Source organism: Geodermatophilus sp. SYSU D00697, assembly GCF_054050175.1.
Genome location: NZ_JBJGYV010000029.1, coordinates 23,731 through 36,540 on the forward strand (window position 1 = coordinate 23,731; position 12,810 = coordinate 36,540).

15 protein-coding genes are annotated in these 12,810 nt (G+C 76.0%); 7 read left to right on the forward strand and 8 right to left on the reverse strand.

Annotated features, from left to right (window positions below; all coding sequences use genetic code 11):
- Positions 1-49: 49 nt before the first annotated feature.
- The gene (locus tag ACI79C_RS20275) at positions 50-1,864 is read right to left on the reverse strand and encodes an ABC transporter ATP-binding protein (RefSeq protein ID WP_456947490.1); all 1,815 of its coding nucleotides are present in this window, start codon (positions 1,862-1,864) and stop codon (positions 50-52) included.
- Positions 1,861-3,636, reverse strand: coding sequence for an ABC transporter ATP-binding protein (locus ACI79C_RS20280; RefSeq protein WP_456947491.1), 1,776 nt, complete (start codon positions 3,634-3,636; stop codon positions 1,861-1,863). Before ACI79C_RS20280 ends, ACI79C_RS20275 begins: the two co-directional genes overlap by 4 nt.
- A 103-nt stretch (positions 3,637-3,739) precedes the next feature.
- Between ACI79C_RS20280 and ACI79C_RS20285 the strand changes: the two genes are divergently transcribed.
- Complete coding sequence (locus ACI79C_RS20285; protein WP_456947492.1) at positions 3,740-4,342, forward strand: TIGR03085 family metal-binding protein; 603 nt, start codon at positions 3,740-3,742, stop codon at positions 4,340-4,342.
- Positions 4,343-4,374: 32 nt separating this feature from the next.
- On the opposite strand, the gene hisF is transcribed toward ACI79C_RS20285, so the two are convergent.
- Genes hisF through ACI79C_RS20305 form a run of 4 tightly spaced genes read right to left on the reverse strand, consistent with a single transcriptional unit; the run spans position 4,375 to position 7,230 of the window.
- Entirely contained in the window at positions 4,375-5,169 is a 795-nt protein-coding gene (gene hisF / locus ACI79C_RS20290) for an imidazole glycerol phosphate synthase subunit HisF (RefSeq protein WP_456947493.1), read from the reverse strand.
- The gene (locus ACI79C_RS20295) at positions 5,166-5,558 is read right to left on the reverse strand and encodes a RidA family protein (protein WP_456947494.1); all 393 of its coding nucleotides are present in this window, start codon (positions 5,556-5,558) and stop codon (positions 5,166-5,168) included. The genes hisF and ACI79C_RS20295 overlap by 4 nt, the downstream gene beginning before the upstream one ends.
- Positions 5,555-6,286 (reverse strand): bifunctional 1-(5-phosphoribosyl)-5-((5-phosphoribosylamino)methylideneamino)imidazole-4-carboxamide isomerase/phosphoribosylanthranilate isomerase PriA, encoded by a 732-nt coding sequence (gene priA, locus ACI79C_RS20300; protein WP_456947495.1) that lies wholly within the window; start codon positions 6,284-6,286, stop codon positions 5,555-5,557. Before priA ends, ACI79C_RS20295 begins: the two co-directional genes overlap by 4 nt.
- A gap of 20 nt (positions 6,287-6,306) precedes the next feature.
- The gene (locus ACI79C_RS20305; protein WP_456947496.1) at positions 6,307-7,230 is read right to left on the reverse strand and encodes an SDR family oxidoreductase; all 924 of its coding nucleotides are present in this window, start codon (positions 7,228-7,230) and stop codon (positions 6,307-6,309) included.
- A gap of 142 nt (positions 7,231-7,372) precedes the next feature.
- Between ACI79C_RS20305 and ACI79C_RS20310 the strand changes: the two genes are divergently transcribed.
- From ACI79C_RS20310 to ACI79C_RS20330, 5 genes are read left to right on the forward strand one after another with little or no spacing between them, the layout of a single operon-like run.
- The gene (locus ACI79C_RS20310; protein ID WP_456947497.1) at positions 7,373-8,134 is read left to right on the forward strand and encodes a CoA transferase subunit A; all 762 of its coding nucleotides are present in this window, start codon (positions 7,373-7,375) and stop codon (positions 8,132-8,134) included.
- Entirely contained in the window at positions 8,134-8,805 is a 672-nt protein-coding gene (locus ACI79C_RS20315; protein ID WP_456947498.1) for a 3-oxoacid CoA-transferase subunit B, read from the forward strand. Before ACI79C_RS20310 ends, ACI79C_RS20315 begins: the two co-directional genes overlap by 1 nt.
- 29 nt (positions 8,806-8,834) lie before the next feature.
- A complete protein-coding gene (locus tag ACI79C_RS20320; RefSeq protein WP_456947499.1) occupies positions 8,835-9,680 on the forward strand; it encodes an IclR family transcriptional regulator in 846 nt (281 codons plus the stop codon).
- Between the two features lie 42 nt (positions 9,681-9,722).
- A complete protein-coding gene (locus tag ACI79C_RS20325) occupies positions 9,723-10,322 on the forward strand; it encodes a nitroreductase family protein (RefSeq protein WP_456947500.1) in 600 nt (199 codons plus the stop codon).
- 26 nt (positions 10,323-10,348) lie between these two features.
- Positions 10,349-11,113, forward strand: a complete 765-nt coding sequence (locus tag ACI79C_RS20330; protein WP_456947501.1) for an SDR family NAD(P)-dependent oxidoreductase — start codon at positions 10,349-10,351, stop codon at positions 11,111-11,113.
- A 40-nt stretch (positions 11,114-11,153) separates the two neighbouring features.
- On the opposite strand, the gene hisH is transcribed toward ACI79C_RS20330, so the two are convergent.
- Positions 11,154-11,798 carry an imidazole glycerol phosphate synthase subunit HisH gene (gene hisH, locus ACI79C_RS20335; RefSeq protein WP_456947502.1) on the reverse strand — a complete coding sequence of 215 codons (645 nt, stop codon included), beginning with the start codon at positions 11,796-11,798 and terminating at the stop codon, positions 11,154-11,156.
- Positions 11,799-11,893: 95 nt separating this feature from the next.
- Between hisH and ACI79C_RS20340 the strand changes: the two genes are divergently transcribed.
- Positions 11,894-12,616 (forward strand): hypothetical protein, encoded by a 723-nt coding sequence (locus tag ACI79C_RS20340; RefSeq protein ID WP_456947503.1) that lies wholly within the window; start codon positions 11,894-11,896, stop codon positions 12,614-12,616.
- Here ACI79C_RS20340 and ACI79C_RS20345 read toward each other — a convergent pair.
- Positions 12,613-12,789: a hypothetical protein gene (locus ACI79C_RS20345; protein WP_456947504.1), complete on the reverse strand. Its 177-nt coding sequence runs from the start codon at positions 12,787-12,789 to the stop codon at positions 12,613-12,615. The two genes, ACI79C_RS20340 and ACI79C_RS20345, sit on opposite strands and share 4 nt — an antisense overlap.
- Between the last annotated feature and the right edge of the window lie 21 nt (positions 12,790-12,810).

A 12,810-nucleotide genomic window follows, 5' to 3' on the forward strand; every position in this document is an offset into this window, starting at 1 on the left:
CGCAGGCTAGGACGCCGCGGCCGGTCCCGGTGACCCGGCGGCCGCGACCTCAGCCGGCCGGCTGCGGCTCCCCGGCCGACGAACGCCGCCAGGAGGCGTGCAGCCGGGCGTAGGGGCCCTCGGCGTCGACCAGCTCGGCGTGCGTACCGCGCTGGACCACCCGGCCGGCGTCGACCACCAGCACCTCGTCGGCCCGCTCGGCGGTGGACAGCCGGTGCGCGATCGTGAGCGTCGTCCGGCCCTCGGTGAGGGTGTCGAGGGCGTAGGTGAGCCGCCGCTCGGTGGCCGGGTCCACGGCACTGGTGGCCTCGTCGAGGACCAGCAGGTCGGGGTCGGCGACGTAGGCGCGGGCGACGGCGACCAGCTGCCGCTCGCCGGCCGACAGCGACTCCCCCCGCTGCCCGACCGGCGTCGCCACCCCGCCGGGCAGGCCCGAGACCCAGTCGCCCAGGCCCAGCTCGCCCAGGGCGGCCCGCACGTCGTCGTCGGACAGGCCGGGCCGGCCGTAGCGCACGTTGTCGGCGACGGTCGCGTCGAACAGGAACCCGTCCTGCGGCACCATGACCACCCGCTGCCGCAGCGAGGCGAACGAGACCTCGTCCAGGGGGACGCCGCCCAGCAGCACCCGGCCCTCGGTCGGGTCCATCAGCCGGGTGACCAGCTTGGCGAAGGTCGTCTTCCCCGAGCCGGTCTCCCCCACGATCGCCACCCGGCGACGCGGGGCGATCGCCAGGTCGACGTCGTCGAGCGCGGGGCGCGCCTCCGGCGCGTAGCGGAAGGTGACGTGCTCGAAGCGCACGCCGAGCGGCCCCGGCGGCAGCAGCCGGGCGCCCTCCGGGTCGTCCACCGCGGGGTCGCGGACGTCGGGCTCGGTCTCGAGCACGTCGAGGACGCGGCGGAACCCGGCGACCGCGTTCTGCGCCTCGTTGAGCACCTCGCTGGCCGTCTGCACCGGCGCCACGAACAAGGTCACCAGGAACAGGAAGGCCACCAGCGTGCCGGCGGTCAGGTTGCCGCCGATGCCGAGCAGGACGCCGACGACGACCACGGCGGCGTTGGCGACCGCGGCGACGAACTCGCCGGTGACGAACACCGCGGCGGTGGTCTGCTGCGCGCGGACCTGGGCGCGGTAGTGCCGGGCGATGGCGCGGTCGATGCGGGCGGCGGTGCGGTGGCGGATGCCGTAGGCCCGCACGGTCGGGGCGCCGACGACCGACTCGGAGACGGCGGCCAGCACGTCGCCGACCCGCTCGCGGACCACGCCGTAGACCACGGCCAGGCGCTTGGCGAAGAAGCGGACGGCGAAGCCCAGCGGCACGAAGCAGACCAGCACCAGCAGCGTGAGCTGCCAGGAGTAGACGGCCATGACGACGGTCGCGACCAGCAGCTGGCCCAGGCTGACCACGCCGAGCACACCGCCCCACTGCATGAACGTGGAGAGCTGGTCGACGTCGCTGGTGACCCGGGAGACCAGCGATCCGCGCCGCTGCCCCTGCTGGTGCAGGACGGAGAGGTCGTGGACGTGGCGGAAGGCCCGCGCCCGCAGCCCGGCCAGCGCGGTCTCCGTCGTCCGGAACAGCCGGACGTTCATCCGGTAGACCGCGACGGCGGTGACCAGCACGACGGCGGCGCAGACCAGCACCAGGTCGCGCACCAGGTCGAGGTCCGGGCCGCCGGGGCCGGACAGGCCGCGGTCGATCACCTGCTGGACGGCGATCGGCACGACCACCCGCCCGGCCGTGGCGACCAGCGCGAGGGCGAAGGTGGCCGGCAGCCCGCGGCGGAACTCGGGCATCATCCGCAGGCCCCGGCGCAGGGTCGCGAACGCGCCCTCCTCGCGGTGCTCGGCGACGACGGTGCTCATGCCGCCACCTCCGTCTGCGCGTAGGCGCGCACCAGCGCGGCGTAGCCCGGCACCGACGCGAGCAGCTCCTCGTGGCTGCCGCGGGCGAGCACCCGGCCGTTCTCCAGCCAGACGACCTCGTCGGCCAGCGCGATCGTGGCCTGCCGGTAGGCGACCACCACCACGGTGGAGGGCCGGTCGGCGGCGCGCAGCGCGTCGAGGATGCGGGCCTCCACGGCCGGGTCGACCGCACTGGTGGCGTCGTCGAGGACGAGCAGGCGGGGCCGGCGGACCACCGCGCGGGCCAGCGCGATCCGCTGCCGCTGCCCACCGGACAGGGTCGCGCCGCGCTCGCCGACCCGGGTGTCGAGCCCGTCGGGCAGCCGCCGCACGAAGTCCTCGGCGGCGGCCACCCGCAGCGCCGCCTCGACCTCGTCGTCGGTCAGGTCGGCGCCGAGGGTGACGTTGCCGCGGACGGTGTCGTCGAACAGGAAGGTGCCCTGCGGCACGAACGCCGCCGCGGCGCAGACCTCCCCCTCGCGCAGGGCGCGCAGGTCCACCCCGTCGAGCAGGACGGCGCCGGATCCGGGGTCGACCAGCCGCACCAGCAGGCCGGCGAGCGTCGACTTGCCCGACCCGGTCGGCCCGACGACGGCGACCGTGCTGCCGGCCGCCACGTCGAACGTGATGCCCGAGAGGGTGGGCCGCTCGGCGCCGTCGAAGCCGAACCCGACGTCCCGCAGCGCCAGGGCCGCGCCGCCCGCACCGGCCGGGGCGGGGTCGTCCCCGTGCGGGGTCTCCCCGGTGGCGTCCAGGACCGGGGTCACCCGGTCGAAGCCGGCCAGCGCGCGCGGCAGGTCCGCGAGCACCCAGCCGATCGCGCGGATCGGCAGCGCGAGCAGGGTGAACAGGTAGGCGATGGAGACCAGCTCCCCGGCGTCGGCGGCGCCGTCGGCCACCCGCCCGGCGCCGATGAGCAGCACCGCGAGGGTGCCCAGGTTGGGCAGGGCCTCCATGAGCGGGTCGAACAGCCCGCGCACCCGCCCGACGGCGACCAGCCCGTCGCGCAACTCCTCGGCGCGGGCGGTGAAGCGGGCGGTCTCGACGTCCTCCCGGCCCAGGGTCTTGACCACCAGGGCGGCGTCGAAGCTCTCGTGCGCGATCTCGCTGACCTCGGCGCGCAGCTGCTGGGCCCGGGCCATCCGCGGGCTCATCACCTGCGAGTAGACGGCGTTGGCCGCGAAGACCAGCGGGAAGACGACCAGGCCGACCAGCGCCAGCCACGGGTCGGTGGCCACGAGCGCGACGACGGTGATCCCGATCATCACGACCGCGCCGCAGGCGAAGGGCAGCGGCGCGACGAAGAACCAGGCGGCCTCGACGTCGGAGTTGGCGTTGGACAGGAGCTGGCCGGTCGGGTGGCGCTGGTGCCACGACAGCGGCAGCCGCAGGTACTGGCCGGTGACCCGGCGGCGGTAGTCGGCCTGCAGCCGGTAGCCCATGATCCCGGCGAACAGCCGCCGGCCGAGGATGCCGAGGATCTTGAGGACGGCGACGGCGAGGATGGCGACCGAGGCGAGGGTGAGCGCGGCCGCGGTGGTCGCGCCGTCGGCGAAGGCGGGGAGGACCACCCGCTCGGCGACCTCGCCGATGACGTAGGCGCTGGCGACGGTCATGCCGCCGTAGAGGCTGCTGGCCAGGAAGGCCAGCGTGAACATGCCGGGCTGCTCGGCGATCGCGCGCCCGACGTGGCGCATCCCTCGCCGGACCACGGCGTCTCGGCGGCGGGGCACAGCTCTCCTCTTCTCGGCGGCGGGGCGGTGACCTCGATGCTACTTAGAGTCGCTAACGGCCACCTCCGGTTTCCCGGACCCGCCTGACCGGTAACCCCGGACGGTGACCGCCTCTTCCCGGCCGCTGGCCGCCCGCGAGCGCGCCGCCCTCGCCGACCTCCTCGAGGAGCTCGGACCGGACGCGCCGACCTGCTGCGCGGGGTGGACCACCGGGCACCTGGCCGCGCACCTGGTGGTGCGTGACCGGCGCCCCGACGCCCTCCCCGGCTTCGGCGTGGAGCAGCTCGGGGTCGCCCGGCCCCTGACCGCCTGGTCGCACCGGCTGGAGGACCGGGTGCGGGCCTCGACCCCCTACCCCGAGCTGGTGGCGCGGGTCCGGGCCGGGGCGCCGGGGTGGTCGCCGATGGGCTGGCCGGTCGTGGGCGACGCCGTCAACACCGCCGAGTTCGCCATCCACCACGAGGACGTCCGGCGGGCGCAGCCGGGCTGGGCCCCGCGCTCCCTGCCGCGGAGCGACGCCGACCAGCTGTGGCGCGCGGCGACCTTCTTCTCGCGCCGCCGGCCCGGCGGGGTGGTGCTCCGGCGCACCGACACCGGCGCCGAGCACCGGGCCGGCGCCGGGGGGACCACGGTGGCCGGCGAACCGCTGGAGCTGTTGCTGTGGGCCGCGGGCCGGGAGGACGTCGCCCGCGTCGAGGTGACCTGAGCCCGGGGTGGACCCGTGGGGACGCGACCCGGTCAGCGCAGCGGGGTGTCGCTCTCCCGCCGGACCGGGACGCCGGCGTCGTGGAGCGCGGCCTTGACCTCGCCGATCCGCAGCTTGCCGAAGTGGAAGACGCTGGCGGCGAGGACAGCGTCGGCACCGGCCTCGACGGCGGGTGGGAAGTGCTCCGGCTCGCCCGCTCCCCCGCTGGCGATCAGCGGCACGGTGACCTCGCGGCGCACCGCCCGGATCAGCTCGAGGTCGAAGCCGGCCTGGGTGCCGTCGGCGTCCATGGAGTTGAGCAGCACCTCGCCGACGCCGAGCTCGGCGGCCTGCACGACCCACTCGACGGCGTCCCGGCCCGTGCCGCGGCGCCCGCCGTGCGTGGTGATCTCGAAGCCGGAGTCGGTCCGCGCGCCGTCGCGGCAGCGGCGGGCGTCGAGGGAGAGCACCAGCACCTGGTTGCCGAACCGGTCGGTGATCTCGCTGATCACCTCGGGGCGGGCGACGGCCGCGGTGTTGACCGCGACCTTGTCCGCACCGGCCCGCAGCAGCCGGTCGACGTCCTCCACGCTGCGCACCCCGCCGCCGACGGTCAGCGGGATGAACACGCTCTCCGCCGTCCGGCGGACGACGTCGTAGGTGGTCTCCCGGTCCCCGGAGCTGGCCGTGATGTCGAGGAAGGTCAGCTCGTCGGCGCCCTCCGCGTCGTAGACCCGCGCCATCTCGACCGGGTCGCCGGCGTCGCGCAGGTCGACGAAGTTGACACCCTTGACCACCCGGCCGGCGTCGACGTCCAGGCACGGGATGACGCGCACCGCGAGACTCACGCGCCCGCCCTCCGGACGGCGTCGGCCTCGATCTCGACCAGCATCGCGGGGTCGATCAGGGCGGCCACCTGCACCATCGAGGTCGCCGGCCGGATGTCGCCGAACACCTCACCGTGGGCGCGGCCGACCTCCTCCCAGCGGGAGATGTCGGTGACGTACATGCGGGTGCGGACGACGTCGGCGACGGTGAACCCGGCGCGCTCGAGGGCGTCGGCGAGGTTGGCCAGCGCCTGGCGGGTCTGCCCGGCGGCGTTCCCGGGGTGGACCACGGCGCCGTCGACGGTCGCGGTCGTCCCGCTCACCCAGGCCATGTCGCCGTGGACGACGACCCGGCTGTAGCCGACCACCGCCTCCCACGGGGCGTCGGAGCCGAACCGGAGGAGGCTCATGCCAGCTCCTCGGTGACCCGCAGCGCCTCGGGCAGGGTGAACGCGCCGGCGTAGAGGGCCTTGCCGACGATCGCGCCCTCGACGCCGACCGCGGTCAGGCCGGCCAGCGCGCGGACGTCGTCGAGCGAGCTGACCCCGCCGGAGGCGACCACCGGACGCGGCGTCGCGGCGCACACCTCGCGCAGCAGCTTGAGGTTGGGGCCGCGCAGCGTGCCGTCCTTGGTGATGTCGGTGACGACGTAGCGGGCGCAGCCCTCGGCGTCGAGGCGGGCGAGGGTCTCGTAGAGCTCACCGCCCTCGCGGGTCCAGCCGCGGGCGGCCAGCCGGGTGCCGCGCACGTCGAGGCCGACGGCGATCCGGTCGCCGTGCTCGGCGATGGCGCGGGCACACCACTCGGGCGACTCCAGCGCGGCGGTGCCGAGGTTGACCCGGCGGCAGCCGGTGGCCAGGGCGGCGGCGAGCGACTCGTCGTCCCGGATGCCCCCCGAGAGCTCGACGTCGACGTCGAGCTCCCCGACGACCCGGGCGAGCAGCTCGCGGTTGCTGCCGCGGCCGAAGGCGGCGTCGAGGTCGACCAGGTGCACCCACTCCGCGCCGTCCCGCTGCCACTGCAGCGCGGCCTCCAGCGGCTCCCCGTACCCGGTCTCGCTGCCGGCCTCCCCCTGCACGAGACGGACGGCCTGGCCGTCGGCGACGTCGACGGCGGGGAGCAGCTGCAGCTTGGGCACGCTCCCAGGTTAGTGAGGCGTCATCTGTAGCCCGCGTCACCGGCGGGGCGGCCGGCGTCCTGCACCTCGACGACGTAGCGCCACGCGTCGGGCCGCGTGCCGTCGACGTCGGGGAAGCCGTAGACCCGGGACAGCTCGCCGCTGGAGGTCGACCGGCCCGACCACCGGGCGCGGTCGGGGTCGGCGGCGAGCGCGGCGACCGCCCGGCCGACGAAGGCGGGGCTCTCCGAGATGCAGAAGTGCGGGTGCTCGGCGGTGGCGTCGCGCCAGGTCGCCTCGGTCACGCCGAACCCGTCGAGCATCATCTCCGAGCGCAGCCAGCCGGGGGTGAGCGCCACCGCCGTCCCGCCGTGGGGCCGCAGGTCGTGCGCCTGGGCGAACGCCAGCCGCAGCACCGACCACTTGGCCAGGTCGTAGAAGGCGTTCACCCGGAACGTGCGCGCGTTGTACTCCGCCGTCCCGTCGGTCATCTCCACGACCAGACCACCGGGCCGGCGGACGAGCAGCGGGAGCGCGAGCGCGCTGGTGACCAGGTGGGTCTCCACGCCCAGCCGGAGCAGCCGCAGGCCACGGTCGAGGTCGTGCTCCCACAGCGGCACGTCCCACTCGAACAGCGTCTCGCCGCCCCAGACGTCGTTGACCAGGACGTCGAGACGGCCGGACTCGGCGTCCATGCGCTCCACGAGTGCGGCCACCTGCGCCGGGTCGAGGTGGTCGCAGACGACCGGGATGCCGCGGCCACCGGCGGCGGTGACCAGCTCGGCGGTCTCCTCGATCGTCTCGGGCCGGTCGTACTCCGAGCGGCGTCCGGCGGTGCTGCGCCCGGTGCACCAGACCGTGGCCCCGGCCGCGCCCAGGGCGACGGCCGTCCCCCGTCCGGCACCGCGGGTGGCGCCGGCGACGAGGGCGACGGTGGCGGACAGGTCGGGAGGGGTGTGGTCCACGAGCGCACCCTGCACCCGCCCACCGACGGTTCGGCGCGGCCCGACGGGCGGCGCCGACCCTTCCGTCAGGCGGAAGGGGCGCTGCTCGGGCGGGGCACGGCTTGCTGGACTCAGCGGACCCCGTCCCCGGAGAGGACCGCCCGTGATCGACAAGTACCGCGAGGACGTCCTGTCCGTGGTGGACGCCGTGCCCTCGGGTGCCTCCATCGCGGTGGGCGGCTTCGGCAGCTCCGGCCGCCCCGACGGGCTGCTCGACGCCCTGTGCGCGCTGGACAAGCGCGACCTGCACGTCTACGTCAACAACGTCGGCCACGACTTCACCGGGGTCGGGCGGCTGCTGCACGAGGGCCGGCTGCGCCGGGTCACGGCGTCCTTCCCGATCCTGCAGGAGTTCTACGACGAGTACTTCGCCGGCAAGGTCGAGCTCGAGCTCATCCCGCAGGGCACCCTCGCCGAGCGGCTGCGCGCCGGTGGCGCCGGCATCCCCGCGTTCTTCACGCCCTCGGGCGCGGGCACGATGCTCTCCGACGGCTCCTTCACGCTGCGCTACTCCCCCGACGGCGGCGTCGCCGAGCACGTGCCGGCCAAGGAGACCCGGCTGATCAACGGTCGCGAGCACGTCCTCGAGGAGGGCATCGTCGCCGACTTCGGGTTCGTCAAGGCGCACCGGGGCGACCGCAAGGGGAACCTGCGGTTCCGCCTGTCGGCCCGCAACTTCAACCCGATGGCGGGTATGTCCGGGAGGACGACGTTCGCCGAGGTCGAGCACCTCGTCGAGGTCGACGAGCTCCACCCCGACGACGTCCACCTGCCCGGCGTGTTCGTGGACGACGTCGTGCTCTCCACGGGCAAGGCCCCGGCCGTCGACGAACCGGCCGCCGCGACGACGAGGGAGGCCTCCTGATGACCGGTACCGTCCCCGCCCCGGCCCCCGTGGCCGGGCGCACGCGCGAGGGCATCGCGCAGCGGCTGGCCGAGGACCTCCAGGACGGCTACGTCGTCAACCTCGGTGTCGGCATCCCGCTGCTGGTCCCCCGCTTCCTCCCCGAGGACAAGGAGGTCGTCCTGCACGCGGAGAACGGCGTCCTGGGCATCGGCGCCGAGGCCGCCCCCGGCGAGGAGGACCCCGACCTCACCGACGCCGGCAAGCAGCCGATCACCCTCACCAGCGGCGCGGCCATCACCGACTCGGCGCTGTCGTTCGCGATCATCCGCGGCGGCCACCTGGACTGCACCATCCTCGGCGCGCTGCAGGTGTCGGCCGCCGGCGACCTCGCCAACTGGTACGTGCCGGGCAGGAACCCCGCCGTCGGCGGCGCGATGGACCTCGTCGCGGGCACGCCGCAGGTGTGGGTCGCGATGGAGCACGTCGACCGCGCGGGCCGGCCCAAGATCGTGCCCGAGTGCACCTTCCCGCTGACCGGCAAGCGCTGCGTCACGCGGATCTACACCGACCTGGCCGTCTTCCACGTCGTCGACGGCACCCTGCGGCTGGTCGAGTGCGCCCCGGGCGTCGCCCCCGAGGTCGTCCGCGAGCGCACCGCCGCCCCCTACACCGAGGACCTCCGCAGCTGAGCGGCGCGCCGGCAGGAGATGCTCGACCCATGACCACACAGCTGCGCGCCGGCCGGACCGCGGACGGGGAGACCCCCGGGCGCGGAGCCGTACGGGGCACCGCGTCGGCGACGGCGGCCGGCCGCGTGCTGGCCGTCCTGGACGCGTTCGGCCCGGCCCACCCGACCCTGACGCTCAGCGAGATCAGCCGGCGGTCGGGGCTGGCCCTGTCGACGACGCACCGCCTGGTGGGCGAGCTCCGGGCGTGGGGAGCGCTGGAGCGGGGGCCCGACGGCCGCTACGGGATCGGGCTGCGGCTCCTGGAGCTCGGCGCCCTGGCCCCGCACGGGTTGCAGCTGCGGGAGCTGGCCGTGCCCTACGTCGACGACCTCCACCAGGCCACCCGCGCCAACGTCGTCCTCGGGGTGCGCGACGGGTCCGACGTGGTCTACGTGGAGGCGCTGCGGGCGCGGGGAGCGGTCCGGCTGATGAGCCGCATCGGCGGGCGGTGGCCGCTGCACGCCACGGGCACCGGTCAGGTGCTGCTGGCCTTCGCCGGCCCGCAGGTGCAGGAGCAGGTGCTCAGCGGTCCGCTGCGGCGCTTCACCCCGCAGACGATCGTCGACCCCGCCGCGCTGCGCCGCACGCTCGCCGAGGTCCGCCGCACCGGCGTCGCGGTCGCGGAGAACCAGCTGACCGCCGAGTCCCCGGCCCTGGCCGTCGCGGTGCCGGTGCGCGGAGCCGGGGACGAGGTGGTCGCCGCGCTGGGGGTCACCGTGGCGGCGGGGACGGCGCAGCCGCAGACGCTGGTCCCGGTGCTCAACGCCACCGCCCGCGGCATCTCCCGCGCCCTCGGCGCCCCCTCCGCGGAGCCGGCCGTCCGCCGTCGTCCCTGAGCGCCGGTCCCCGCGCGCGGGCCGGGTGGCAGGGTGGCCGCCGTGGAGTTCGCGAACGTCGTCCGCCGGCGCCGGATGGTGCGCGACTACGACCCCGACCGCCCGGTGCCCCCGGAGGTGCGCGAGCGGCTGCTCGAGCACGCGATCCGCGCGCCGTCGGCCGGGTTCAGCCAGGGCTGGGCGTTCCTGGTCCTGGAGGACGCTGCCGACCGCGAGCTGTTCTGGTCGGTGACCACGTCGCCCGGCGCCCCTGACTCCTGGCTGACCCGGATGCGGCGGGCCCCGCTGCTGATCGTGCCGCTGTCGTGCAAGACCGCCTACCTCGACCGCTACGCCGAGCCGGACAAGGGCTGGACCGACCGGGACGAGTCGCGCTGGCCGGTCCCCTACTGGGACGTCGACACCGGCATGGCCGCGCTGCTGGTGCTGCTGACCGCCGTCGACGAGGGGCTGGGCGCCTGCTTCTTCGGCGTGCCCGCCGAGCGGGTGGACGCCTTCCGCGCGACCTTCGGGGTGCCCGCGGACCACCGGCCGGTGGGCTGCGTGTCGGTCGGCTACCCGGGCGGCGAGGACCGCCGGTCGCCGTCCCTGCGCCGGGGCCGCCGCGGCGTCGAGGAGGTCGTGCACCGCGGCCGGTGGTGAGGACCCCGCCTGGTTGACTGCCCGGCGTGGCAGACGACGACGAGTCCCGGCCGGTCCTGGTCACCGGCGGTTCCCGCGGCATCGGGCGGGCCATCGCGCACGCCTTCGCCGCCCGCGGGGACCGCGTGGCCGTGCACTGGGGCAGTTCCCGCGAGCGCGCCGAGCAGGTGCTGGCCGAGCTCCCCGGGGACGGGCACGTGCTGGTGCAGGCCGACCTCGCCGACGCCGACGCGGTGGGCCGGATGGTCGACGAGGCCGCCGCGGCCCTCGGTGGGCTGCGGGTGCTGGTCAACAACGCCGGGGTGTTCACCGCGCACCCGCCGCTGTCGACGTCCTACGAGCAGTGGCAGGCGGCGTGGTCGCGGACCCTCGCGGTCAACCTCGTCGGCGCGGCCAACGCGACCTTCCGGGCGGTTCCGCACCTGCGGGCCGCCGGCGGCGGCGCGGTGGTGAACGTCTCCAGCCGCGGCGCCTTCCGCGGCGAGCCCGACACCCCCGCCTACGGCGCCGCCAAGGCCGGGCTCAACGCCTTCGGCCAGTCCATGGCCCTCGCGCTGGCGCCGCACGGCATCGCGGTGGGCACCGTCGCGCCCGGCTTCGTGCAGACCGAGATGGCCCGCGAGGTGCTCGACGGGCCCGGCGGGGACGCCGTCCGGGCGCAGTCGCCCTACGGCCGGGTGGCCCGGCCCGAGGAGGTCGCCTCGGCCGTGCTGTGGCTGGCCTCCCCCGACGCGCGGTTCTCCACCGGCACGATCATCGACGTCAACGGCGCGTCCTACCTGCGCAGCTAGGCGGGGCGGGGGGCTCCCGCGGTCCGGGAGGACCGCGGTGTCACAGCGTCTGCAGCCAGTTGGTCAGCAGCTGCGCGCCGGCGTCGCCGCTCTTCTCGGGGTGGAACTGGGTGGCCGAGAGGGCGCCGTTCTCCACGCCTGCGACGAACCGGTCGCCGTGCTCGGCCCAGGTGACCAGCGGCGGGGCCAGCGGGGACGGCGCACCGTCGGCGCCCAGCGGGAAGTCGCGCACCCCGTAGGAGTGCACGAAGTAGAAGCGCTGGTCCTCGAGCCCGGCGAACAGGACGCTGTGCTCCGGCGCCTGGACGGTGTTCCAGCCCATGTGCGGCAGCACCGGGGCTTGGAGCTGCTCGACGACGCCGGGCCACTCCCCGCACCCCTCGGCGTCCTGACCGTGCTCCACGCCGCGCTCGAAGAGGACCTGCATGCCGACGCAGACGCCGAGCACCGGGCGGCCGCCCGCGAGCCGGCGGCCGATCACCCGCGGGCCGTCGACGGCGCGCAGCCCGGCCATGCACGCGGCGAAGGCGCCCACGCCGGGGACGACGAGCCCGTCGGCCTCGAGGGCCGCCTGCGGGTCGCCGGTCACGGTGACGTCGGCGCCGACGCGGGTCAGCGCCCGCTCCGCCGAGCGCAGGTTGCCCGACCCGTGGTCGAGGACGACGACCTTCTTCACAGCGCTCACGGTAGTAGGGAGCGTCGGCCGGACCGCCCGGTGTTCCCGCTGGCCGGCACGGGCGACGGGGGTCACGCTGGGGACACCCGAGAGGCGGAGGTGGCGTGGACCGGGACGGCCTCCGTCAGGGCGCGGTGCTCGCCGCGGTGGTCGGCGGGCTGGTGGGCGGCGTGACCGAGGACCACGGCGACTCCGACGAGAGCCCGAGCCCGGTGCTGCCCGCCGACTGGGCATTCGGGATCTGGGGACCGGTCCACGCGGGGACCCTCGCCTACGCAGTGCAGACGCTGCGCCCCTCGCGCCGCAGCGATCCCCTGCTGCGGCGCGAGGGGTGGCCGGTCGCGCTGGCCAACGCCGCGGCCGGCGCGTGGGTCCGCCTGCCGGGCCGGCAGCGCCGCCGGCTGCCCGCGATCGCGGCGACCGTGGCCGGCGCGGCGACCGCCTACGGTCGCGCCCGCCCGGCCGGCACCGCCGAGGCGGTCTCGGCGGTCGACCGCTGGACCGTGCGCGCACCGCTGGTGCTGTTCACCGGCTGGGTCACGGTGGCCTCCGCCGCCGGCGCCACCGAGGTGCTCCTCGCCGAGGGGGTCGACGCCCGCCCGCGCGGCCGGGACGCCTGGGCGGTCGCCGTCCTCGCCCTGGTCGCCGGCGCCGCCGCGGCCGTGACGAGCCGCGTGCCCGTGTCGGCGGGGTACCCGGCCGCGGTCGTCTGGGGGCTGGGTGCCACGGCGGCCCGGTCCCTCCCCCGCCACCGGGTCCCCGGGATCGCGGCTGCGACCGGAGCGGCAGCGGTCGGCGCGGCCGCGGGAGCGACCGCCCGCCGCTAGACCATCCGGAGGATGCCGGACGCCGTCGCCAGCAGGGCCGCCGCCAGCAGGACCACGGCGAAGAACACCTGCGGACCGGTGCGGCCGCGGGTGTCGGAGTCGGCCTTCCAGATGCTCCAGGCCCCCCCGAGCAGGAAGCCGCCCAGGACGAGCAGCAGGACGGCGAAGGTCATGCGGGGAACCGGCCCGGGGTC